Raw genomic sequence first — 25,106 nt, 5'->3', positions numbered from 1 at the left:
GAATAAATTTTAATTAGTAAAAAACACTTTATCAATAACTAGTATAGCGTTCTATAGAGAGATTAGATAACGACGAAACAATTCTAAGTCTTTAAATCTTTTGCATTGATCGACTTCTAAAACATAAATTGTCGTAGCTGTGCAATCCCCTTTAGGGATAAGACAGTGCTCATATTCTGGAAGCACAGTCTCTAAATGTTCTTGGTTCTCCTGAGTCATCCAAATTAGAGATAGATAAGGAAGGAATAAACCTGAGAGACATTTCAAAACAGGACTGCGATCTTCTTGATCCCCTAAAGCAATTAAAACTTTTACATGTTTTCTAGAAAAATAGTTCTGTGATGCAATCAGCAATCCTAAGGAAGAGAACTTATGGGTATGAGCATATGCTTGAGCTATCTGCAAGATGTCTTCAGCATAAGTCAGGTAGTGTTTTTTTTCTGTGATTAGGTGCAGTGAGAGCAAGCATTGACAGATTAGAGCGTTTCCTGAGATCGTCTCTCCATCAGAAAGGGGAGATTGCTTGATCAGCAAGGTGCTATCCCGACCATCAACACTATAAAAACCTCCTTCTTCTGAACGGAAGGAAAGGACGACTTCTTGCATCAGCTCTTCAGCAAAGCTTAACCAGAAAGATCCACATCCTGATTCATAAAGAGCTAGCACCCCTAAAATAAGAGCACCATAATCTTCTAAACTCGCTCGATATTTTGCCTCTCCCTCTCTCCATCTCCGGTAAAGTTCATGGTGTTTATAGAGGGAATTTCGGACAAATTCCCCACACTTTTTCCCAATCTCAATATACTCAACCTCTCCAAGAAGTCGGCCTGCGTAGGCAAAAGTATAAATCATCCAGCCATTGTTAAAAGTTAAAGATAGATCATCTTTAGAACGATGGGAACGTTGGGCTCTAATCCCCTTTAAAATATCTCGAGATCTATCTACGATATCTTCAATAGCCTCTATAGAACGATGATATTTTTCTGACAGCTCTTCTATTTCTCTATGTACAGGAATATGGAGTATATTCCTGCCATTGAAGAAGCCCTCCCTAGAAATCCCGTAGTAATCACAGAAAATCTCAGCATCTTCTCCCAAAGCATTGGAGATTTCTTCGACAGACCATGTATAAAAATTTTGTCCTCCCGCTCCCCAATTTTCTGCTTGCTCAGAGCTATAAAAGGCACCCACCTCTGGAGAGTATAATTCACTCAAGATATAGGAAAGTATCTGTTTTCCTATACCACGGTATTCTTCTTTGCCCAGACATGCCCAAGCTTCTAAATAATTTAAAGCCATTAAGGCATTATCAATCAGCCGTTTTTCAAAAGCGGGGATCAACCACTTATCGTCGATAGTGTATGAATAAACTCCCCCGCCAATGTGATCTCGAACTCCTCCCAAAGCCACCATACTCAAAGAGCGATCTACAAAAAATAAGCCTCGGCTCTCCTGATATTCGAGGCTGTATCGGAGGAAAAATTGTAAGAGCAAACCTGGCAATCGTTTAGGAAATGCTTTCACTCCTCCATAATGGGGATCGATATCTTGGTATAACGCGGCTACGGTTCGCTTTAGAGAGCTCTCGTCTAAGATCTCTTTTCTTACACACCCCTCTAAAAACGACGCGATTTCCAGAACTTTCATTGCCTGTTCGACGAGAGCTTCTCTTTCCTCAGCATCCTCCCACATAAAATGAAGCTTATCAATAATTTGTGGGAATGAGGGAAGACCGAGTTTTCCCTCGTTCCCCAAATAGTTTACAGAGAAAAAAGGAACGAGATCGGGAGTAAGAAAGACGTTTAAAGGCCAGGAGACAGTTTCTTGGTGATCTCCGGAAACGGCAAGCATCTGAGCAAGATCACCATACAGCTTGGCTACATAGGGAAGTTCTTCCTTATCTACTTTTACATTCACGAAGTATTCATTGAGCATAGCAGCAATTTCAGGATTCGTGTAGCTCTCCTGCAACATCACCTGACACCATCGAGAATGCTTGCATCCTATAGACAAGAAGACGGGCTTATTCTCGATAGCTGCAATATGAAATGCCTCAGCTCCCCAAGGATACCAATTAACAGGGGTATGAGCATAAAGAAGCAAATATGGAGATTTCTCTGTGATTAGCTTATTCGTATATAGAGGCTCAGGCATAGCAAAATTAAAAAAGTAAAAGTGTATAATTTATTTTAAATAAAATTCTCGTCTTTTAATACACATTTTACAATTCTTATGATGAACAGAAGAGCTAACCATGTTATAAATAAAATAGTTAGTAATAATTAAAACACTTCTATAACGAATACTATGCAAAACAAAAAATTCTAGGATGCAAAAAATACAAAAGTCTTTCTTCCTCTTCGTACTTAGATCACTAGAACTCTGAGAAAAAATCTATAGAATGCAGGGTTGCCTCGAATCACGATTTTAATCGAATGAAAAACGAATATTCTTTCTTCCGTTTCTGTTTCCCTGTCTCTTTAATAGGAGGAGGTTCTAAATCTTTTACCCGCTGCTGAGCTGCCTCTATCTTGTTGAGAATCAAACGCTTCTCCTTACTCTTTCTCTCCTCGCAAAGTAACCAATACTCTTCTTCTCTGGGAGCCTTAGCTTTTTCTAAGGTCTCCTTCAACATCTCTGGGAATGCTTTTCTAACTTTGCTATAAATCTCGGCATTCGCCATCCATTGGGCCCGCAACCTCAATCTATGCAACTCAAAATACTCATAATAAAACTCCATAAAGGGAACATGCACTGTCGACACTAGACAACTGACCATTTTTCGGAATAACACATCACTAACAAAAATAAGCTCTTCTTTGATCAAGTCTAGTCCTTGAGTTTCAAATTGTTTTACCTGCTCTCTAAGATGCTCTCTACATCCACTTACTTCCGATTCCAAACGTGAAGGCTCCTGGAATCTCTTCTGGTACTCTTTGTACGCACGTTCTAAAGTCTGATCCAAACTCTGGAGTCGCTCTTCGCTAGTTATATAGGCAGGGCTCTCTCTAAAGCAAGGTTCTACCTTGGTTAACTTCGCTTTGTAGCTATTATATTGTACAAAAGCCTTCTCCAACGCTTGCTTTATAGGAAGTAGTGGAAGCTCTATGACACGAAGCATCATCTCTATCTCCTCAACTCGAGATAACATATCCTTAATATCTTCTCCTCATCCCTAAGGATCTTCGTCTTCTTATACTCACAAAAGGCCTCTCTATAACTCTCTGTCATACTCTTATATACACACGTTTCCAGAGCTCCAAAAGCCTTTTCAAAGGCCGTCTTCGCCACTCCATAGGCATTCCTATCAAAAGTCATGGCCACCTTCCGCGTATCGCAAATCCTTCTCATAAAGCGATCCACAACCTCACGAGCAGATTTCTTTAACCGCTCCCCTCGAACATCCCCAGAAGGTAAATACCCAAGCCATTCCCATAATTTAAATAAACTAACCTGACTCATAAAAAGTGTGCTTCCTATATCCCGCATCTCCTGAATCAGGCACTTTAGATACCACCCCTCTTGATCCATGATCTGTTGTAGCTCTACAAACTCGGTCATCATGTCTTTCCAGACAAAGTCAAAAACTTGAAGTTTCTCCTTAGCATCTTTTAAAAGACCTTGATCTTCACACCTAAGATCTTTTAGCTTTCCTAAACATGAGACCACTTCCTGAATATACCTATCTAACTGATCCAATTCCTTAGGCAGCTGAGCTAAAGTCTTCTGAGTTGCCTGTAGAGCTGGCTCTTCAGAAGGAGCCACAGAAACCCCTTCAGGAATTTCTTCTGGTCGTACTGTCGGAACCTCTCGTTTTGCTAAAAGACATAGAAGTCCTGAGACAACAAGCACTCCTCCTAACGCAGAGAGACCTATGCCTAATCCAAAAGAAATTGCTGCACTCAATCCTGAAATCCCCAACGTCAGAAAGAGAGCTCCTGAAATCAAGAAAAGCACACCAAGAACTAAAAAAGTGATTGCTAAAACACGAAATTTAGACAGACAAAAAAAAGCCCCTACAGAGTGGTCTGGGGGGGGGGGGGGGTAGCTGTGGTGATAGAGGTACTTGCATTATGAATCTGTGGCGCCATCATGCTCAAACACATAAGTTAAACCCACTAAGCTACTAACATATAGTATTTTATTCAAAGAATTTTTAAAGAAACACAACTCTTGGAGTTATGCTAGGTATGGTCCTCGCGAGTAAATAAAGAACGCGCTTTATCCAGCAAACTCGGTTTCTCCTCTGGGGCCTCAGGAATCTCAGGAACTTCTATGGATTCAAATGCTGCAACTCGCTGCTGCGTTGCTACTATCTTAGTACCAACCAAACGTTTCTCTTTATTCTTTCTCTCCTCTCGATACAACCAATACTCTTCTTCTTTAAGAACCTTATCTTCTTCGCTTAGGCCTGCCTTCAACATCTTGTTGCATGCTTGAACTCCCTCTCTCAATCTCTCAGACATCGTCATCCATCGGGATTGAACTCTAACTCGATAAATCTCATCATAATACTGGGCATAAAACTTCTTACCAGGAGGTGCTTCTTTCTTAACACCAGATACACAATCGCACTCTGTATTTCTTAATCTACTACTCACACAAAGCAACTCTTTTTCCACCAAGTCCAGCCCTTGAGTTTCAAACTCTTGGATCCGCTCTCGCAGTTGCTCTCGACAGGCTCTTACTTCCGACTCCAAACCCGAATCCCCCTGGAATCTCTTCTGACACTCTGTGTAGGCTCGTCGTAAATCTTCATCCAAGCTCACTAAACGCTCTTTGCTAGTCACATAGGCGAGGCTCTCCTTGCAGTAAGGCTTCACCTTCTCCAACATCTCTGCGCAGCTATTATATTGTGAGCAGGCCTTCTCAAACGCCTTCTTCGTAGGAAGTAGGGGCAGCTCCGCCATACGCAGCGTCTTCTCTATCTCCTCAATTCGACAGGGCATCTCCTTGACATCTTCAAATACAATCTCAAGGCGGCTCTCTGCATCTGAAAGTATTTTATTCTCCACCTCTGCTGTGGCTTCTTTCTGAAGTTTTAAGATATGCCCTTCCAATTCCATTAATTTCTCAGAAAAATTTTTCAAACCATGGTCGAATTGCTCCAAAGAACTTTCCAGCTCCTCAGGAGAAAGAATCTTGTTTCCCCTCTCCCTAAACTCCGCTTCCCTTTTCTCTTCTTCTTTCCAGTAGTCCTCTTGCTCTCGGACACAGCAACGATAGTTCTCTTCGATAGCCTCATAGGCTTTCTCTAAATTAGAGCGCGTCTCTTGTATTTTGTTCTCTCTTATAGAGACTGAAACCTCAGGATACAAAGCATGCAGTTTCTCTAATCTCTCCCCTGCTTTCTGAAACTCCTGATCATACCAATCCCTTACATATTTCAACCTACGTGCATTCGCCTCCTCGACTGCCTGCAAATTCTTTTTAGATCTCTTCTTTTCAAAGGTTGTTTTCGCTAACGCACACTTTCTGTGCAGTCTTTTCAAAAACGTAGTTTTTTCATACAACTCATGGAACGTTATCTCGTCCATTCTCTCTTGTCTATAAGGATCAAGCACTGTCCCCCAGTCTCCAAGGAGATTATTGATGTCAAAGCCCCCGTCTTCTTCTACCCAAAAGACTGCTTTCCTAAATTTCTTCCAACGTTCCTCGGCATCCCGAAGCTTCTTTTCAGCACACCCACTCTTCGCATCATCTCTTAACCAGGTTATATGCCCATTCCATGGGATCTTCGCCCTCTCACTCTCCAAAAATTTATCTCTATAACTCTGCGTCAGACTCCGATACACACTCTCTTCTAAAGCTCCCAACGCTTTCGCAAACGCCTTTTCTGCCATCGCATAGGAATTCCTATCAAACGCTACCGCCACCTTGTGAATCTCGCAATGCAAGCTCATCAAACGAGCGACTATCTCCTTCGCAGATTTCTTTAACCCCTCCCCTCGAACATCCCCAGAAGGTAAATACCCTAGCCGCTTCGATACATGAAACAAATCAAGCGATTCAGATTCTGCAGTCATCATGAGGCTTCGTCCCCCATTGATCAAAAAGTTTAAATCCCATCCCTCTTGAGCCACAATCTGCCGCAACTCGAAAATCTCCGAGAGGGTATCCTCAACCACAAAGTCAAAAACTCGAAGCTCCTTCTTAGCATCGTTTAAAAAACTTCGACTTTCATACTTAGAATCTTTCAGCTTTCTTAAACATGCGAACACTTCCTGAATATCTGTATCTAACTGATCCAATTCCTTAGGCAGCTGAGCTAAAGTCTTCTGAGCTGCCTGTAGAGCTGGCTCCTCAGAAGGAGCCAGCGAAACCCCTTCAGGAATTTCTTCTGGTCGTACTGTCGGAATCTCTCGTTTTACTAAAAGACATAGTAGTCCCGAAATCATCAGCACTCCTCCTAATGCGGAGAGACCGATGCCTAATCCAAAAGAAATTGCTGCACTCAATCCTGGAATCCCTAACGTCAGAAAGAGAGCTCCTGAAATCAGTAAGAGCATACCAAAAACTAAAAAAGTAATCGCTAAAACGCGAAGTTTAGATGGAGAAGAAATCGACCCTACAGAGTGTTGGGGGGGGGGGGGGTAGCTGCGGAGATAGAAGTACTTGCATTATGAATCTGTGGTGCCATCGCGATCAAACACATAAATTAAACCCACTAAGCTACTAATATATAGTATTTTATTCAAAGAGATTCATCTTCCTTCTAAAGAAGAATTTTCTTATAAAAACCGAAAAAGATCTTCAAGAAAACTTCCTTTGTCAAGGTTGTGCGAGTATATTGGTGAGTATTTTTATCTTTGTATTTAGAAAACGATATCACTTTTTAAGTAATTTTAATGAAACAAGTTCCTCTTTGGTTCGACCTATTATAAAAAAAGCCATTCCCATTTTTTCAAATAGGAATGGCTTTTTCAAGTCCAAGAGAACAAGAACTATTTTTAGAATGCAGACTTGACGCTTAACTCAAACCCTGTATTGTGGGATAAGTGCCTATACTGTTCTTTTAAATTAGTTTTCGTTACTTTAGTACATTGTGAATAACAATTCTGAATAACTTCGCTAACTTGGAAAGTCATCGCAAGCTTTTCAGAAATCATTAAACTTTCTCTAGCAGTCAAGCTAAAAAATGCATAGTCTTTTGAAGATCCTGGGATCTCTTTAGCCTCTCGTGTTCCATGAGAGAGTACTGCACCTATCTTTGGAGCTACATGCATATCAATATTGAAATCATGACGTCCTGATGGTGAAGTCACTTCGTAACGGAGTCCTATAGGTAAACTTACTATAGAATAATATGTGTCATTTCCTGAAGTTGCAAGTCGAGATGGCTCTCCAGAAATGCATCTAAATTTACTATAAACAAGAACCTCATGAGATGCTTTCTCGCTATAATTAGGTAGACAATCTGTAGAAAGTATAGGACAAGCTACACCAAGATCTCCCAAACATGTAAGGTAGAGATGATTGTGATCAATCTTTGCAAAATTCAAGTCTGAACTTTTTTTTCAAATCTCTTCTTACATCCGATGTTAATCTGAAGAAGAAAAGTAAAGGACGCGCTTTTCCTACGATATACTTCGTACAACTCAACGGTCTTGTAACCATACTACCATGCACGGACAATATTGAAGATGTCGCACGAGTTCTATGGCTATCTGAAACATCTTTAAGGCGTCCCTGTAGCAATCCTGCAGTTACACCTAATTCATAAGAACCTGCTAGTTTAGATCTAAGACCAGCTAGGTATCCACATGCAGTATAACGGAAAGGCTCAGATCCTTCGGCATCACATGTAGATTTAGATCGTGTGAAGATTGTAGATCCCCAGATCTCTTTTGAGAAATTTCTAGATAACATTTGAGAATCTAAGAAATTACTAATTGCACAAAGATTGCCGATGGAACTTTGAGAACTTAAAGACTCAAGAGCTGCTCTTCTTTTAGGGAATGACTCCGCAACTTTTACAGGATCATTTCCTTCCAATGAAGGACGAATCTCATCTTTGATTTTCACTTCTTTAGTTTCTACTTCAGTTTTTTTTCCTCTGAAGAAACAAAAACTTCGGCAGCGCCCAATACTGTTTGGGCCATTGAAAACATAACAAGACAACGAATAGAAAATTTTATCATAACAACTTAAACTGAAATTATTTCGAAAGACAGTGATACAATATGAAGAGCAAATCCGTAAAGCGCTTTTTATTTTTTCTCTTGAATTATATTTCATTTTTTGAATGAAAAATTATTCAAAATAAACTCCTCAGTATAGCTGAAGCACGATTTTGAAAATCTTGAATATGGCGACAAAAATGGAAAAAAAATCAGAAACTATGAAGACAAAATGACCTGATTCTTGGTGATGAAACAAGATTATTTATTTTTTCTTATAATCCGAGGGTCTTCCTTACAGATCCAAGGAAGAGTAATGAAATGCAAGATGCATATCATAGATAAGAACAAGGTAGTCAGAAAAAGAATAAGACCTCGACAGATAAAGGTGGCGATATGAACACAATGGAATCTAATAGAGCGTATACAGTAAAGAAACATCCAAAATAGTTCTAAAAATCTAAGAAGAGACTGTCTAAAGAACGAAGATTTTTTTGTTGTTACAGGAGAAATTTTTCTTACTGGATCAATAGTCTTTATTAAGTGCAATTGTTGAATCGATTTCGGAGTCATAAAAAATCATAAGCGATGTAAAAAGAAGAAAAAAATGCGACGCATCTTGTTAAAAATCCAGAACAAAAGCACTATTCTCTAGAAAAAACCTCTGCAAAAATTTTATTTGTAAAGTAATAAGTTAGAACAAGATAGATGCAGAAGATAAGGTTTTGCTGCATTAAGAATAGGAGAACACAGAGGTACGTAACTTCGGCCAGGCAAGCATACTTTCTACAGCAGGAGATACATTCTCCAAATCAAAATCTTCTATAGACAAGGGCAAGCGCAGCTGAGCGTGAGTAATAGCTTTTTTGTAGGCAAGGATCGCTTTAATTCCAATAGGATTTGTTGTGGTATATACCCACCGACACGTCTCCATCCATAAAGAACGATAGTCTTGTTCTTGAGGGTTCAGCACATACTCTCGGGCTTCTTCAGGCCAAGCATTCGATAAGACAGAGATTAAACCATGGGCTCCACATGCCGCCATCTCGCTCCAAAAAACATCGTCTCCACAATAAAGTTGGATATGAGGAGCGATGCTCTTATAACTCTGGAACTCTTCTACAGAGCCTCCAGAATCTTTGATTCCCAAAAATTGTGGATGATGAGCCAAGGCTTTTACAGTATCTAAATATAAGGGCGTGGCTGCACGAGATGGAATGTTATAAAGAATCGCGGGATGTTTTGCAGCATTGAGTACTGCTTCGAACCATAAGATTTGACCGCATAGTTTAGGCTTCGTATAGATGGGAGTTGTCATTAAGAATCCCGAGATAGGCAAGTCATTGCAAAAATGAATCCAATCTAAGACTTCCTCTAGAAGGGTTCCCGAAGTCCCAACAAAAAGAGGAACTTTAAGCTGTAGATCACAAGCAAAGCAAATCAGTGCTTGTTTTTCCTTTTTTGTTAGCGAAAGGCCTTCTCCAGTGCTCCCTAAAAGAACCACTCCATTCCCAACTGCATCTTGAAAAGATAAAAGACGTTCTAAGCTAGCAAAATCTATAGTGCCATTAGGGAAAAAAGGTGTAACAGTTGCTGTAAGTAAATGCATGATTCTCCCTACGTGGCGACTATAGCTTTTTGTTTTACATAATCATTATGTAATTCTTCTATAATACCCTCTGCCAACTCTGAGGCAACAACAAAGCTTAATGCCATTGAACTTTGGCAAAAACAAAATACAGGTCCTTGAAAACCTCTGAGTTTCTCCGTAATTGTTGAGACAACTTTTGGAGAAGAAAGATTATCTCCGATCATGGTAATCAATGCAACACTATGATGCAAGCGTGTGACACTAGATAGCGATAAAACATCTACAAGGTGCTCTTGAGCTTCTTGAGAAATGATATCATCATCCATTACAAATCCAACGACGTTGTTTTGTGCTATCATCAATTCAGGATCTATCCCATGGGATTCTAAAATGCCTAAAATCTCTTCTAATCCCCCACATCCTAGGACAGTATAGTCTACAGAACAGAAGCTTTGGTATTGACTTAAGGATAAAGCTTTTATTCTTGGTTCATAACTCACAGACTTATCGACAGCATAGACCCATGTTCCTCCTTTTTCAGGGTCAAATGTTGATGTCACAAAAATAGGAATTCCCGCACGCATACAAGGAAAGAGCATAGGAGGATAAAGGACTTTAGCACCAAAACTTGCTAAATTCTGCATCTCTTCGAAACTGAGCTCAGGAATGCGCTGTGCATCGGAAATCACTTTAGGATCCATGGTATAGATCCCATTAACATCGGTATAAATACGCACTTCTGTTGCTCTTGCAAGCTCTGCGATCAAAGTTGCTGAATAATCACTGCCTCCGCGCCCAAGAAGAACTGTTTCTCCCAAACCATTAGATCCGATGAACCCCTGGATAATATACGAAGGCTGATTTAGTTCGAGCTGATGCCAATGTGCTTTCATAAGATCTAGGTTTGGAGAGGCACGTCGGTAGCTATCGTCTGTTAAGATGACACTACGTGCCTCGAGAAATCCTAAATCCCAACCACGGGTGCTACAAACAGCACGAACTAGGGAAGCTGAAATATCTTCTCCTAAAGACAAAATACGAGCAAAATCGAGATCTGAGATCTCCAGATGTTGTAGATAGGGAAGGAGTCGAGACGTCCATGTAGAGACAGGAAAAGGAATCGCTAGGTTTTTTACAATCTCCTCATGTTTTCCCTCTATTTTTCTTAAGACCTCCTCTCGTTCTCTTAAAGAAGACGAGCAGAAGTCTACAAGGAGGTCCGTCACACCGGCGATTGCGCTTACAACAACAAAAGAAGGCTTATCTTTGCAAATGATATCACAAACCAAACAGATATTCTCAGCAGTTGCTAAGCTAGTGCCACCAAATTTATAAACTATCTTAGACACATTTCCCTCTTAAGATAGTCGAAAAAATAATTCTCCATACTTGCGAGTAAAGTCCCTGCAGCACCTCGCACCAAATTATGTATTAAAACATTCATCTTTATGGTGCGAAAATCTCCTCCGTAGGTAATGGGTCCTAGGTGTACGCGCATATCGTCGTGAGAAAGATGCTTTCGAGCCTGAGGAGACCAAGGGTTATCATAGAGTTGGTAGGTATTGGGGAATTCTTTATTTTTTTCTTGGTAAGAGTACAGAATCTCGTCAAGATCTACATCTTTAGAAAAGGTAACATGCAGAGAGAGCGTATGACCGTAGGCTACGGGAACTCGATGGACTGTCACAGAGAGCTTACAAGGTAAAGGTTGCTTAGAACTTCCTAAAATCTTCACAGTCTCTCTAAGAATTTTTTCTTCTTCTCCAACGATATGAGGAACTGTATTGGCAAGAAGATCTAGCGACGGGACTCCTGGATAGCCTGCACCACTTGCTGATTGTAAGGTGACAATGTGTACGTGATCTAAGGAGAACTTTCTTAAGGGTGCTAGAGCCAAAGTAATTCCAGAGACACAACAATTGGGACTTGTGATTATTTTCCCAGGATAAGGTTGCTCTTCTAAAAGTTGAAAATGATCTGAGTTGACTTCAGGGATGATAATAGGAACTGAAGAATGCATGCGATATGTTGAGGCATTAGAAAAGACAACTTTTCCTTGAGAGAGGCAATACGCCTCCATGGACTCAGCACTAGAAGGCAAAAAAGAAACAACGATGTCGGACTGCACTTCCTCGATCTTACGTATAGGCAAATCACGTACCATCTCAGGCATAGGGCCGATTGGCTCTTGCCAAATACAGGCATCTCCATACGATTGCCCATATTTACTATTTGAAGCTACGACTTCAGCAATGACCCAATCACGATACCACTTATGAAGCAAAGCTACGAATTTCTGGCCAACAAGTCCAGTAACGCCTAAAACAGCGATTCGCATTCCTTTCCTTTCTCCATCTCAATTATTTACTTCAGATTGGAATGCACGATAACCCTATCTCTAGTGTTTACAGACATGCAATGATTCCTTTTGAATTGCCTGTCAACACTTCCTAATTTAACCGATGGTCCTATCGATGCTAAAAATCAAAACAGTCCTCGCTTAAAATTTTGTACACGAAGTTGTGTAATTGCGGCACCCTACATTCCTAATTTGAAGATCAGGATTTTACGACGCAAAAGATCTTTATATCTGCATATTAATGATCCGTTGTCTTTTTAAGCAAGCAATGTTCATTTCGTAAGACTAGCTCCAAAGTATCCCCAAGACTATACAAACCAGGTTGGGGATTCAATGTTTTTAGCCAATCTAAAATAGAAAGGATTCCCCGACCAAAAACATTGCGAGAAAATACTGTGTGGCGAACCAAAATTTGCTCTCCAGAACTGATAAAAGCGACCTCATGTTCTCCAGGGATATCTCCAACTCGTGAAGATTGCACTTCTATCGTCTTCTTAGAAGAATCTCGCTGGCCTACCTCATACTCCTCTCCCCAATCCTCTTGTTTTACTTGCTGTATAGTATCAAGTAAATCTTGAGCTGTTCCTGAGAGAGAGTCCTTCTTATATCTATGATGAGTCTCGCGAATGCGAATATCAAACTGTGGGTTACATAATTGCGATAGCAACATTACAAGCCGCTTGTGTATATAAGCTCCTAGACTTGCATTTGGACAAACCACTACAGGAACGATGTGAGTCAGCTCTTCGAGACTGTCATGAGCTTCTTTACACTTCCCAGGGAACCCTGTAGTTCCGATAATGAGGGGTTTAGGAGAGATTAAGAGATGGGCAACGACTTCTTTAGTTAGTAAGGGGTGGGAAAAATCAACAAGAACATCGTTATGTGCAATCACTTGAAAAAGAGTGAGTGCACTACTGCGAGAGAACCCTGGACCCAAAGTATATTCTGAAGATTGCTCTAAAGCTGAGACAATCACTTTCCCTGTTCTTCCAGAACAGCCAATCACTCCAACGTGCATACTCGACCCCATATTCCTACTACCGAATCATTCTACAAAAGGAAAATAAAGAGAAGCAAGCTTTAGCTCGACACAAATGCATTTCTATTTTAGAATTTTTCAAAAACTTACTCTTTGTTCATCTTCTGTCATTATCAAAGAATCAAAGGGAAGGTTGCTCCACTGATATGGCTGTTGTAAGCACTCCCTTTTTTAATCGGAATTTATGGTATCGACTCCTTTCCTCACGGTTTTCTCTATGGAAAAGCTATTGTCCAAGATTTTTTCTTGATTACTTAGACGCTTTCGGTCTCCTTTCTGATTTCTTAGACCATCAAGCAGTCATTAAATTCTTCGAATTAGAAACACATTTTTCCTATTATCCCGTTTCAGGATTTGTAGCTCCCCATCAATACTTGTCTCTGTTGCAGGACCGTTACTTTCCCATTGCCTCTGTAATGCGAACTCTCGATAAAGATAATTTCTCCTTAACTCCTGATCTCATCCATGACCTTTTAGGGCACGTGCCTTGGCTTCTACATCCCTCATTTTCTGAATTTTTCATAAACATGGGAAGACTCTTCACTAAAGTCATAGAAAAAGTACAAGCTCTTCCTAGTAAAAAACAACGCATACAAACCCTACAAAGCAATCTGATCGCTATTGTACGCTGCTTTTGGTTTACTGTTGAAAGCGGACTTATTGAAAACCATGAAGGAAGAAAAGCATATGGAGCCGTTCTTATCAGTTCTCCTCAGGAACTTGGACACGCTTTCATTGATAACGTACGTGTTCTCCCTTTAGAATTGGATCAGATTATTCGTCTTCCCTTCAATACATCAACTCCACAAGAGACTTTATTTTCAATAAGACATTTTGATGAACTGGTAGAACTCACTTCAAAATTAGAATGGATGCTCGACCAAGGTCTGTTAGAATCAATTCCCCTTTACAATCAAGAGAAATATCTTTCTGGTTTTGAGGTACTTTGCCAATGAATACATCCCACAGAAAAACATTAGTATTTTCCTACTTGTCTTCAACCTTTACTTTGCTTCTTGTTCTCTCCAATCTTGTCCTCTCTTCGAAGCTCATTCCAACGACTTTTTTTAACTTCATTATTCCTGGGGGACTCATTCTTTATCCCCTGACGTTTCTCATCTCAGACGTTGTTAACGAAATCTTTGGCCCTAAAAAAGCTCGTGTCATGATATTTTCAGCTTTTATCGCCAACCTCTTAGCTTCTTCAATTGTACAAATTTTTATGTTCTTCCCAGTAGCCTCTCCTGAGATGCAAACTGCCTGGCACTGCTTGTTTGATTTAAGTCCTCTCCGTTTTCTAGCTTCACTACTTGCTTTCATTGTCTCTCAGCAATTAGACATCGTCCTTTACACTTTTTTTAAAAATCGAACTCCCAATTCATCTCTATGGCTACGTAGCAATGGGTCTACATGGATCTCACAAATTCCAGATACTTTCATTGTCGACACCTGTATTTTATATTTCGGCATGGGGCTTTCTTTCCCCCAAACCCTAAATATTATGTTCTACTCTTACATTTATAAAATTACTTTTTGTGTTCTCACGACACCGCTCTTTTATCTCGCTGTGAATACAATCCGCAAGTTTTTAGGGATGCCTTCTACTAAAATTGCAAATACAGTTCCTCTGATAAATCAACCTTAGACAACAAGAAATAATTCATGATTATTTCTAATTTTTTAAAAATAGAGCTGCTTTATTAAAAAACGTAATTTCTCTTATTTTATTAGAATAATTCTCAAATCATACCATAAAAAATAGGAACCAAAAATTGGTTCCTATTGACTTTCTCTAAATTCCATGTAAATATCTTAGGCTCGGTCGTTGAATTTACCCCCTAGGCAAAACACATGCGTGAAGAAACTGTATCCTGGTCATTAGAAGACATCCGCGAAATTTATCACACTCCCGTATTTGAGCTGATTCACAAAGCCAATGCCATATTGCGTAGTAATTTCCTCCATTCAGAACTGCAGACTTGCTATCTGATTTCGATTAAAACTGGTGGATGCGTTGAAGATTGCGCCTACTGTGCCCAATCTTCCCGCTATCATACCCACGTCACACCAGAACCTATGATGAAAATTGTAGACGTTGTGGAAAGGGCAAAACGTGCTGTAGAGCTAGGCGCCACTCGTGTGTGTCTTGGGGCTGCCTGGCGCAATGCTAAGGACGATCGATACTTTGATAGAGTCCTCGCTATGGTGAAAAGTATCACAGATCTCGGAGCCGAGGTTTGTTGTGCTTTAGGCATGCTCTCCGAAGAGCAAGCTAAAAAACTGTATGATGCAGGACTTTATGCCTACAATCATAATTTAGACTCTTCTCCGGAATTCTATGAAACTATAATCACAACACGTTCTTATGAAGATCGCCTCAACACTCTTGATGTAGTAAATAAATCTGGCATTAGTACATGCTGCGGTGGTATTGTAGGTATGGGAGAATCTGAAGAAGACCGTATAAAGCTTCTTCATGTTCTTGCAACAAGAGATCATATCCCAGAATCCGTACCTGTAAATTTACTTTGGCCGATTGACGGCACGCCTTTGCAAGACCAGCCTCCGATTTCTTTCTGGGAAGTCTTGCGAACCATAGCAACGGCACGGGTTGTTTTCCCCAGATCCATGGTACGACTTGCTGCAGGACGCGCTTTCCTCACAGTAGAACAACAAACCTTATGTTTTCTAGCCGGTGCCAACTCCATATTCTATGGAGATAAACTGTTGACTGTAGAAAACAATGATATAGATGAAGATGCTGAAATGATCAAACTTTTAGGCTTAATCCCTCGCCCTTCATTTGGAATAGAAAGAGGTAACCCATGTTATGCCAACAATTCCTAATTGAGGCTTTGGCAAGACGTAAGTCCAAACATACCTACCGCTCGCTAAGCTTAAACTCTCATCTCATTGATTTTACCTCTAATGATTATCTTGGATTTGCCTCTTCTCCAGAATTAAGGAAAGAATACATTACCAAGCTCCATGCGATAGAATCGCTTGGAGCTACAGGGTCTCGGCTTCTCACAGGGCACTCGCAACTCTGTCAGCGTATAGAAGAACAACTAGCCGCTTATCATAATTTTGAAAGCTGTTTGATCTTCAATACAGGTTACACAGCAAACTTAGGCTTGCTCTATGCTCTTGCCACCGACCAGGATCGTATTCTTCACGACCTTTATATCCATGCTTCTATTTATGATGGCATCCGATTAAGCAAAGCTCAAAGCTTTCCCTTTAATCACAATGATCTGAATCACTTAGAAAAACGTTTAGCAAGCTCCCATCTAGGAAGAACCTTTGTTTGCGTGGAATCCGTATACTCGCTTCATGGCTCCGTGGCTCCTTTACAAGCTATCAGTGAACTCTGTGAAAGATATTCCGCTTACCTGATCGTTGACGAAGCCCATGCAGTCGGAGTTTTTGGAGATCAGGGCGAAGGCCTTGTCTCTGCATTAGGTCTTCAAGATAAAGTCCTAGCCACCGTCTATACTTTTGGAAAAGCTCTAGGCACTCATGGCGCTGCTATTGCAGGAAGTTCTATACTCAAAGACTACCTAATTAATTTTTGTAGACCTTTCATATACACCACAGCCCAACCTCCCCATGCGCTCACAGCTATAGAGCTCGCTTATGAGCATAACCAACGTGCTTTTAATCAACGTGAACATCTTTCTGCTCTCATTCATCATTTTCGCGAAAAAGCTCAAAACTTGGGACTTCAGCTAATGAAAGACAATACTACTACACCTATACAATCTATTTGTGTTTCAGGGAGCCATCGTGCTCGGCAAGCCGCATTGCAAATACAAAACTCAGGGTACGATGTTCGCCCTATCGTGAGCCCAACAGTAAAACAAAGAGAAGAACTGTTACGTATTTGCCTTCATGCCTTCAATACAAAAAATGAAATAGATCACCTTTTACATACTTTAGAGCAAATTTTTTTATGCAACGTATCATCATTGTAGGAATCGACACTGGCGTAGGAAAAACCATTGTCAGTGCTATCCTTGCTAGAGCACTTAACGCAGAATACTGGAAACCTATACAAGCAGGGAATCTAGAAAATTCAGATAGCAATATTGTTCATGAGCTATCGGGAGCCTACTGTCATCCCGAAGCTTATCGATTGCATAAGCCCTTGTCTCCACACAAGGCAGCGCAAATCGATAATGTAAGTATCGAAGAGAGTCATATTTGTGCGCCAAAAACAACTTCGAATCTGATTATTGAGACTTCAGGAGGATTTTTATCCCCCTGCACATCAAAAAGACTTCAGGGAGATGTGTTTTCTTCTTGGTCATGTTCTTGGATTTTAGTGAGCCAAGCATATCTCGGAAGTATCAATCACACCTGTTTAACGGTAGAAGCAATGCGCTCACGAAACCTCAATATCTTAGGTATGGTGGTAAATGGGTATCCAGAGGACGAAGAGCACTGGCTAACTCAAGAAATCAAGCTTCCTATAATCGGGACTCTTGCCAAGGAAAAAGAAATCACAAAGACAATCATAAGCTGTTATGCCGAACAATGGAAGGAAGTATGGACAAGCAATCATCAGGGAATTCAGGGTGTATCTGGCACCCCTTCACTCAATCTGCATTAGATTCTACACCCATAAAGATTGTAAGGGGAGAAGGTGCTTACCTCTATGCGGAATCAGGAACAAGATATCTTGATGCGATATCTTCATGGTGGTGCAACCTCCACGGTCATGGGCATCCCTACATTACAAAAAAATTATGTGAGCAAGCACAGAAGTTAGAACATGTGATCTTCGCAAATTTCACCCATGAACCGGCTCTAGAGCTCGTATCGAAACTCGCTCCCCTCCTTCCTGAAGGTCTAGAACGTTTCTTTTTCTCTGACAACGGATCAACGTCTATCGAAATAGCAATGAAAATTGCTGTGCAATATTACTACAATCAAAACAAGGCTAAGAGCCATTTTGTTGGACTCAGCAATGCCTATCACGGAGATACATTTGGAGCTATGTCGATAGCTGGCACGAGCCCTACTACAGTTCCCTTTCATGATCTTTTTCTTCCTTCCAGTACAATTGCTGCTCCCTATTATGGCAAGGAAGAGCTTGCCATTGCCCAAGCAAAAACAGTCTTTTCTGAAAGCAATATCGCAGCGTTTATCTATGAGCCGCTATTGCAAGGTGCTGGAGGGATGTTAATGTATAATCCCGAAGGCCTAAAGGAGATTCTCAAGCTTGCCAAGCATTACGGGGTTCTCTGTATTGCTGATGAAATTCTTACTGGCTTTGGCCGTACGGGTCCACTGTTTGCTTCTGAATTTACAGACATTCCTCCTGACATTATCTGTCTTTCTAAAGGTCTTACAGGAGGCTATCTCCCTCTAGCCTTGACAGTAACCACTAAAGAAATTCATGATGCCTTTGTCTCCCAAGATCGGATGAAGGCACTGCTTCATGGCCATACCTTCACAGGAAATCCTTTAGGCTGTAGTGCTGCCCTCGCTTCTTTGGATCTCACCCTATCTCCAGAATGCCTACAACAAAGGCAAATGATAGAACGGTGTCATCAAGAGTTTCAAGAAGCTCATGGTTCCCTATGGCAACGGTGTGAGGTTCTGGGCACGGTACTCGCTCTAGATTACCCTGCAGAAGCTACAGGATATTTTTCACAATATAGAGACCATCTCAATCGCTTTTTCTTAGAACGTGGAGTCCTTCTTCGTCCTTTAGGGAACACACTGTATGTGCTGCCCCCCTACTGTATCCAAGAAGAAGATCTCCGGATTATTTATTCTCACCTACAGGATGCCCTATGTCTACAACCACAGTAAAACACTTTATCCACACAGCCTCTCGTTGGGAGCCCGTTCTCAAAGAGATCGTAGCTTCCAACTATTGGCATGCACAATGGATAAATACCCTGTCCTTTTTAGAAAATAGTGGAGCAAAAAAAATCTCCGCAAGTGAACATCCTACGGAGGTAAAGGAAGAAGTTTTAAAACATGCTGCTGAAGAATTTCGTCATGGTCACTATCTAAAAACTCAGATTTCTAGAATCTCAGAGACTTCTCTCCCTGACTATACATCTAAAAATCTTCTGGGAGGCTTACTTACAAAATATTACCTCCATCTTCTAGATTTAAGGACGTGCCGAGTACTGGAAAATGAATACTCCCTATCGGGACAAACGTTAAAAACTGCAGCGTATATTTTAGTTACCTACGCAATCGAACTTCGTGCTTCTGAACTTTATCCTCTGTATCACGATATTCTGAAAGAAGCTCAAAGTAAAATAACGGTAAAATCCATTATCTTAGAAGAGCAAGGCCATCTGCAAGAGATGGAACGTGAACTTAAAGATCTCCCCCACGGGGAGGAACTCTTAGGCTATGCTTGCCAATTCGAAGGGGAGCTTTGCTTGCAGTTTGTAGAGAGATTAGAACAAATGATCTTCGATCCTTCCTCGACTTTTACAAAGTTCTAGAATTTTTCTTAGACGACAAATCAGAAGTCAGGCAAATTACCTAAAAAAAAAGAGATAAGTTTGCTTTACAATGCTTACTTATAAAGTTTCACCTTCTTCTGTGTATGGGAACGCCTTCATTCCTTCCTCAAAGTCCCATACTCTAAGAGCCATTCTATGGGCTTCTGTTGCCGAGGGAAAATCTATAATTTATAATTATTTAGATTCTCCTGATACTGAGGCTATGATTTGTGCTTGCAAGCAGATGGGAGCTTCTATAAAGAAATTCCCTCAAATTTTGGAAATTGTGGGCAATCCCTTGGCTATATTTCCAAAATATACTCTCATAGACGCTGGAAATTCTGGTATCGTGTTGCGTTTTATGACTGCCCTTGCCTGTGTCTTCTCTAAAGAAATCACCGTCACAGGATCGTCACAGTTGCAACGGCGTCCTATGGCCCCTCTACTTCAAGCCTTGAGAAACTTTGGAGCTTCGTTTCATTTCTCTTCAGATAAAAGCGTTCTACCTTTCACAATGTCAGGACCGTTACGCTCTGCTTATAGCGATGTTGAAGGTAGTGATTCTCAATTTGCCTCAGCACTAGCCGTAGCATGTTCGTTAGCCGAAGGTCCCTGTTCCTTTACTATCATAGAACCGAAAGAGCGTCCATGGTTTGATCTTAGTCTCTGGTGGTTAGAGAAACTCCATCTTCCCTATTCTTGTTCTGATACTACCTATTCTTTCCCGGGAAGTTCACATCCTCAAGGTTTCTCTTACCACGTAACTGGTGATTTCAGCAGCGCAGCTTTCATTGCTGCAGCTGCTCTACTTTCAAAATCACTCCAACCGATACGTCTTCGTAACTTGGACATCTTAGATATCCAAGGAGACAAAATCTTTTTTTCTCTCATGCAAAACTTAGGAGCCTCTATACAGTACGACAACGAAGAGATCTTAGTATTCCCTTCGTCGTTCTCTGGTGGCTCTATAGATATGGATGGTTGTATCGATGCTCTTCCCATTCTCACAGTCCTTTGTTGTTTTGCAGATTCCCCTTCGCACCTCTACAATGCACGCAGTGCTAAAGACAAGGAAAGCGATCGCATTCTTGCAATCACCGAAGAACTACAGAAAATGGGAGCATGCATACAGCCAACTCATGATGGCTTACTGGTGAATCCCAGTCCCCTCTACGGTGCTGTTTTGGACTCTCACGATGATCATAGAATTGCCATGGCCTTGACCATAGCAGCTCTATATGCTTCTGGCGATAGTCGTATTCACAACACTGCGTGCGTTAGGAAAACCTTTCCTAACTTCGTTCAGACTCTAAATATAATGGAAGCTCGAATTGAGGAATGTCATGACAATTATTCTATGTGGTCTACCCACAAGCGGAAAGTCTTCGCTCGGGAAAGCTTTGGCTAAATTTCTAAACCTTCCTTTTTATGATCTTGATGATTTAATTGTAAGCAACTACAGCAGTGCACTATACTCCTCATCTGCAGAGATCTATAAAGCTTATGGGGATCAGAAATTCAGTGAATGTGAAGCTCGTATTCTTGAAACTTTACCTCCAGAAGATGCCTTGATCTCCCTTGGTGGAGGGACCTTGATGTATGAAGCCTCTTACCGAGCGATTCAAACTAGGGGAGCTCTTGTATTTCTCTCTGTAGAACTACCTTTAATTTATGAAAGACTCGAGAAACGAGGGTTACCAGAACGGCTGAAAGAAGCCATGAAAACAAAACCTCTAAGCGAGATTTTAACTGAGCGCATCGACAGAATGAAAGAAATTGCTGATTACATTTTTCCCGTGGATCACGTAGATCATTCCTCGAAGAGCTCCTTAGAACAAGCGTCTCAAGATCTCATTACCTTGTTAAAGTCATGAAAAATAGCTTTGGCTCTTTGTTTTCTTTTACAACATGGGGAGAATCCCACGGTCCCTCAATCGGAGTTGTAATCGATGGTTGTCCCGCAGGACTCGAGCTCCATGAATCAGATTTTGTTCCTGCCATGAAGCGCCGTCGTCCAGGAAATCCAGGAACCTCATCGCGCAAAGAAAACGATATCGTGCAAATCCTCTCTGGAGTTTATAAAGGAAAGACCACAGGCACTCCCCTATCCCTGCAAATCCTCAATACTGACGTAGATAGCTCCCCTTATGAAAACAGTGAAAGGCTCTACCGTCCTGGCCACTCCCAATATACCTATGAAAAGAAATTCGGAATTGTAGATCCTAACGGAGGAGGTCGCTCCTCAGCTCGAGAGACGGCATGTCGCGTCGCTGCTGGCGTAGTTGCAGAGAAATTCCTCGCGAATCAAAACATTTTTACTTTAGCCTACCTCTCCTCGTTAGGATCTCTAACCCTCCCTCACTACCTGAAGATCTCCCCCGAGCTCATCCACAAGATTCACACCTCGCCATTCTATTCACCGTTACCTAATGAGAAAATCCAAGAGATCCTTACTTCTCTACACGACGACTCTGATTCTCTAGGTGGGGTGATTTCTTTCATAACGTCTCCAATCCACGACTTTCTAGGGGAACCCCTCTTTGGGAAAGTGCACGCCCTCTTAGCAAGTGCTTTAATGAGCATCCCCGCCGCTAAAGGATTCGAAATAGGAAAAGGGTTTGCCTCTGCTCAAATGAGAGGTTCACAATATACTGATCCCTTCGTCATGGAAGGAGAAAACATTACCTTGAAGTCTAACAACTGTGGAGGCACACTAGGAGGCATAACTATAGGAGTTCCTATAGAAGGGCGCATAGCATTTAAACCTACCTCTTCGATAAAGCGACCCTGTGCTACAGTGACAAAGACAAAAAAAGAAACTACCTATAGGACACCTCAAACAGGACGTCATGATCCTTGTGTCGCCATACGCGCTGTCCCTGTTGTTGAGGCTATGATAAACCTTGTTCTTGCAGATCTTGTATTATACCAACGATGCTCCAAACTATGATGTCAGAGACAATAATTACGACTCCCCATGTAGTGAAACTCATATCCAACTTCTTCCAGAAGAAGTTGTTCTCTTCTATATCCACAGCGTATCCCTTAGTCATTATTACAGACGTTTCAGTACAACAGCATCTCCTAGGTCCTATCTTAGACCATATTAAAATGTTAGGATATCAAGTCATTGTCCTAACCTTTCCTCCTGGAGAACCTAACAAAACCTGGGAAACATTCATATCTCTACAATATCAGCTTGTAGATCAGAATATCTCTCCGAAATCTTCAATTATTGGAATTGGAGGGGGGACTGTTTTAGATATGACAGGATTTTTAGCTGCTACATATTGTCGAGGGCTCCCTCTATATCTAATTCCCACGACGATCACCGCAATGGTAGATACGAGTATCGGGGGGAAAAATGGAATCAACTTACGAGGAATCAAAAATCGACTGGGGACATTCTACTTACCCAAGGAAGTATGGATGTGTCCTCAGTTCCTCTCTACACTCCCAAGAGAAGAATGGTATCATGGAATTGCAGAAGCAATAAAACATGGATTCATCGCGGATGCTTATCTCTGGGAATTTCTAAATAGCCATAGTAAAATGCTATTTTCTTCATCGCAGATCCTCCACGAGTTCATCAAAAGAAACTGCCAAATCAAAGCGGCGATTGTCGCTGAAGATCCCTATGACCGAAGTCTGAGAAAAATCCTAAACTTCGGTCACTCCATAGCCCACGCTATAGAAACCCTGGCAAAAGGAACGGTAAATCATGGCCAAGCCGTAAGTGTCGGTATGATGATAGAAACAAGAATATCTCTTGCTGAAGGAGTTATGAAAACCCCACAACTCATAGACCAACTTGAAAGACTCCTAAAACGATTTAATCTCCCTTCTACTTTGAAAGATTTACAATCTATTGTTCCGGAACATCTCCACAACAGCTTGTATAGTCCTGAAAATATCATCTACACTTTAGGATACGATAAAAAAAATCTTTCTCAACACGAACTAAAAATGATCATGATAGAGCATCTAGGTCGTGCAGCTCCCTTTAATGGTACCTATTGTGCATCTCCAAATATGGAGATTCTCTATGATATACTATGGAGTGAGTGTCATGTTATGCGCCACTGTTAGCGGTCCCTCATTTTGTGAAGCAAAACAACAAATTCTAAAGTCTCTACACCTTGTAGATATTATAGAACTACGACTCGATCTCATAAACGAACTTGATGATCAAGAACTGCATACCCTCATTACCACAGCCCAAAACCCCATCCTCACCTTTAGACAACACAAAGAGATGTCGACAGCGCTATGGATTCAAAAACTATATTCCCTAGCAAAACTTGAACCCAAGTGGATGGATATCGATGTGAGTCTTCCTAAGACCGCCCTTCAAACCATCCGCAAGAGCCATCCTAAAATAAAGCTCATCCTTTCCTATCATACAGACAAAAATGAAGACCTCGATGCAATCTATAATGAGATGCTTGCAACTCCCGCTGAGATCTACAAAATCGTACTCTCCCCAGAGAACTCCAGTGAAGCTCTGAATTATATAAAAAAAGCTCGCCTGTTACCAAAACCATCTACAGTCCTTTGTATGGGAACCCATGGGCTCCCCTCTAGAGTTCTCTCCCCACTGATCAGCAACGCTATGAATTACGCTGCTGGAATCAGTGCGCCTCAAGTAGCCCCGGGACAACCTAAACTTGAGGAGCTGCTCTCCTATAACTACTCGAAGCTATCTGAAAAATCACACATTTACGGACTCATCGGAGATCCTGTAGACCGTAGCATCAGTCACCTCTCCCACAACTTCTTACTCTCTAAGCTTTCTCTCAATGCAACATATATCAAATTCCCTGTTACTATAGGGGAAGTCGTCACCTTTTTCTCTGCGATCCGAGATCTTCCTTTTTCAGGACTTAGTGTCACTATGCCACTAAAAACCGCAATCTTCGACCATGTCGATGCTCTTGATGCATCGGCGCAACTCTGCGAGTCTATAAACACCCTGGTCTTCCGAAATCAGAAAATTCTAGGTTACAATACAGACGGTGAGGGAGTAGCCAAACTCCTAAAACAAAAGAATATCTCTGTTAACAACAAACACATTGCCATTGTAGGTGCTGGAGGTGCTGCTAAAGCAATCGCTGCAACACTGGCGATGCAAGGTGCTAATCTCCACATCTTCAATAGAACTCTTTCTTCAGCAGCTGCTTTAGCTACTTGCTGTAAAGGCAAAGCCTATCCCTTAGGCTCCTTAGAGAATTTTAAAACTATAGACATAATCATCAACTGTCTCCCTCCGGAAGTGACCTTCCCTTGGAGATTCCCTCCTATAGTCATGGACATCAATACCAAACCGCATCCCTCTCCCTACCTTGAACGTGCTCAAAAACATGGCTCTCTCATTATCCATGGCTACGAAATGTTCATAGAACAAGCCCTGCTACAATTTGCTCTTTGGTTCCCAGATTTCCTAACTCCAGAGTCTTGTGACTCTTTCCGAAACTATGTAAAAAACTTCATGGCAAAAGTATAAAAAATACTTGTCTTACTC

22 protein-coding genes are annotated in these 25,106 nt (G+C 41.2%); 12 read left to right on the top strand and 10 right to left on the bottom strand.

The features are described 5' to 3' along the window. Positions 1-51: 51 nt before the first annotated feature. The 10 genes from CPB_RS05460 to dapB form a co-directional block, all read right to left on the bottom strand. Positions 52-2,154, bottom strand: coding sequence for a thioredoxin domain-containing protein (locus tag CPB_RS05460; protein ID WP_011126291.1), 2,103 nt, complete (start codon positions 2,152-2,154; stop codon positions 52-54). 265 nt (positions 2,155-2,419) lie between these two features. Beyond that, the gene (locus tag CPB_RS05455) at positions 2,420-3,124 is read right to left on the bottom strand and encodes a hypothetical protein (RefSeq protein WP_010883689.1); all 705 of its coding nucleotides are present in this window, start codon (positions 3,122-3,124) and stop codon (positions 2,420-2,422) included. Between the two features lie 2 nt (positions 3,125-3,126). Beyond that, positions 3,127-3,957, bottom strand: coding sequence for an IncA family protein (locus tag CPB_RS05450; protein WP_010883688.1), 831 nt, complete (start codon positions 3,955-3,957; stop codon positions 3,127-3,129). Positions 3,958-4,184: 227 nt separating this feature from the next. After that, the gene (locus tag CPB_RS05445) at positions 4,185-6,509 is read right to left on the bottom strand and encodes a DUF1978 domain-containing protein (protein WP_041466974.1); all 2,325 of its coding nucleotides are present in this window, start codon (positions 6,507-6,509) and stop codon (positions 4,185-4,187) included. A gap of 441 nt (positions 6,510-6,950) precedes the next feature. Next, a complete protein-coding gene (locus tag CPB_RS05440) occupies positions 6,951-7,502 on the bottom strand; it encodes a hypothetical protein (RefSeq protein ID WP_010883686.1) in 552 nt (183 codons plus the stop codon). Then, positions 7,483-8,025 (bottom strand): hypothetical protein, encoded by a 543-nt coding sequence (locus CPB_RS05435; protein WP_226989983.1) that lies wholly within the window; start codon positions 8,023-8,025, stop codon positions 7,483-7,485. The genes CPB_RS05440 and CPB_RS05435 overlap by 20 nt, the downstream gene beginning before the upstream one ends. Before the next feature lie 828 nt (positions 8,026-8,853). Beyond that, positions 8,854-9,729: a 4-hydroxy-tetrahydrodipicolinate synthase gene (dapA, locus tag CPB_RS05425; RefSeq protein ID WP_010883683.1), complete on the bottom strand. Its 876-nt coding sequence runs from the start codon at positions 9,727-9,729 to the stop codon at positions 8,854-8,856. 8 nt (positions 9,730-9,737) lie between these two features. Next, positions 9,738-11,060, bottom strand: a complete 1,323-nt coding sequence (locus CPB_RS05420) for an aspartate kinase (RefSeq protein ID WP_010883682.1) — start codon at positions 11,058-11,060, stop codon at positions 9,738-9,740. Beyond that, a complete protein-coding gene (gene asd / locus CPB_RS05415) occupies positions 11,048-12,049 on the bottom strand; it encodes an aspartate-semialdehyde dehydrogenase (protein WP_010883681.1) in 1,002 nt (333 codons plus the stop codon). The genes CPB_RS05420 and asd overlap by 13 nt, the downstream gene beginning before the upstream one ends. Before the next feature lie 259 nt (positions 12,050-12,308). Next, the gene (gene dapB, locus CPB_RS05410; protein WP_011126288.1) at positions 12,309-13,091 is read right to left on the bottom strand and encodes a 4-hydroxy-tetrahydrodipicolinate reductase; all 783 of its coding nucleotides are present in this window, start codon (positions 13,089-13,091) and stop codon (positions 12,309-12,311) included. Between dapB and CPB_RS05405 the strand changes: the two genes are divergently transcribed. The 12 genes from CPB_RS05405 (at position 12,980) to CPB_RS05350 (ending at position 25,088) form a co-directional block, all read left to right on the top strand. Then, a complete protein-coding gene (locus CPB_RS05405; RefSeq protein ID WP_011126287.1) occupies positions 12,980-14,068 on the top strand; it encodes an aromatic amino acid hydroxylase in 1,089 nt (362 codons plus the stop codon). The genes dapB and CPB_RS05405 overlap by 112 nt on opposite strands. Then, positions 14,065-14,757, top strand: coding sequence for a queuosine precursor transporter (locus CPB_RS05400; protein WP_010883678.1), 693 nt, complete (start codon positions 14,065-14,067; stop codon positions 14,755-14,757). The genes CPB_RS05405 and CPB_RS05400 overlap by 4 nt, the downstream gene beginning before the upstream one ends. A 206-nt stretch (positions 14,758-14,963) precedes the next feature. Beyond that, the gene (bioB, locus tag CPB_RS05395; protein ID WP_010883677.1) at positions 14,964-15,959 is read left to right on the top strand and encodes a biotin synthase BioB; all 996 of its coding nucleotides are present in this window, start codon (positions 14,964-14,966) and stop codon (positions 15,957-15,959) included. Next, positions 15,938-17,086, top strand: a complete 1,149-nt coding sequence (locus CPB_RS05390; RefSeq protein WP_010883676.1) for an aminotransferase class I/II-fold pyridoxal phosphate-dependent enzyme — start codon at positions 15,938-15,940, stop codon at positions 17,084-17,086. Before bioB ends, CPB_RS05390 begins: the two co-directional genes overlap by 22 nt. Continuing rightward, complete coding sequence (bioD, locus tag CPB_RS05385) at positions 17,065-17,724, top strand: dethiobiotin synthase (protein WP_010883675.1); 660 nt, start codon at positions 17,065-17,067, stop codon at positions 17,722-17,724. The genes CPB_RS05390 and bioD overlap by 22 nt, the downstream gene beginning before the upstream one ends. Next, the gene (bioA, locus tag CPB_RS05380; protein WP_010883674.1) at positions 17,661-18,932 is read left to right on the top strand and encodes an adenosylmethionine--8-amino-7-oxononanoate transaminase; all 1,272 of its coding nucleotides are present in this window, start codon (positions 17,661-17,663) and stop codon (positions 18,930-18,932) included. The genes bioD and bioA overlap by 64 nt, the downstream gene beginning before the upstream one ends. After that, positions 18,914-19,585, top strand: a complete 672-nt coding sequence (locus tag CPB_RS05375; RefSeq protein WP_010883673.1) for a hypothetical protein — start codon at positions 18,914-18,916, stop codon at positions 19,583-19,585. Before bioA ends, CPB_RS05375 begins: the two co-directional genes overlap by 19 nt. Positions 19,586-19,655: 70 nt before the next feature. After that, a complete protein-coding gene (gene aroA / locus CPB_RS05370; RefSeq protein ID WP_010883672.1) occupies positions 19,656-20,993 on the top strand; it encodes a 3-phosphoshikimate 1-carboxyvinyltransferase in 1,338 nt (445 codons plus the stop codon). Next, entirely contained in the window at positions 20,929-21,459 is a 531-nt protein-coding gene (locus CPB_RS05365) for a shikimate kinase (RefSeq protein ID WP_010883671.1), read from the top strand. Before aroA ends, CPB_RS05365 begins: the two co-directional genes overlap by 65 nt. After that, positions 21,456-22,535, top strand: a complete 1,080-nt coding sequence (gene aroC / locus CPB_RS05360; protein ID WP_010883670.1) for a chorismate synthase — start codon at positions 21,456-21,458, stop codon at positions 22,533-22,535. The genes CPB_RS05365 and aroC overlap by 4 nt, the downstream gene beginning before the upstream one ends. Further along, on the top strand, positions 22,520-23,674 hold the full coding sequence (gene aroB, locus CPB_RS05355) for a 3-dehydroquinate synthase (RefSeq protein WP_010883669.1): 1,155 nt from the start codon (positions 22,520-22,522) through the stop codon (positions 23,672-23,674). Before aroC ends, aroB begins: the two co-directional genes overlap by 16 nt. After that, positions 23,655-25,088, top strand: a complete 1,434-nt coding sequence (locus CPB_RS05350; RefSeq protein ID WP_010883668.1) for a bifunctional 3-dehydroquinate dehydratase/shikimate dehydrogenase — start codon at positions 23,655-23,657, stop codon at positions 25,086-25,088. The genes aroB and CPB_RS05350 overlap by 20 nt, the downstream gene beginning before the upstream one ends. Positions 25,089-25,106 lie beyond the last annotated feature (18 nt).

The sequence above is a fragment of the Chlamydia pneumoniae TW-183 genome (assembly GCF_000007205.1).
In the GTDB taxonomy this organism is placed as follows: Bacteria; Chlamydiota; Chlamydiia; order Chlamydiales; family Chlamydiaceae; genus Chlamydia; species Chlamydia pneumoniae.
This window is presented reverse-complemented; position numbering and strand designations above follow the sequence as displayed.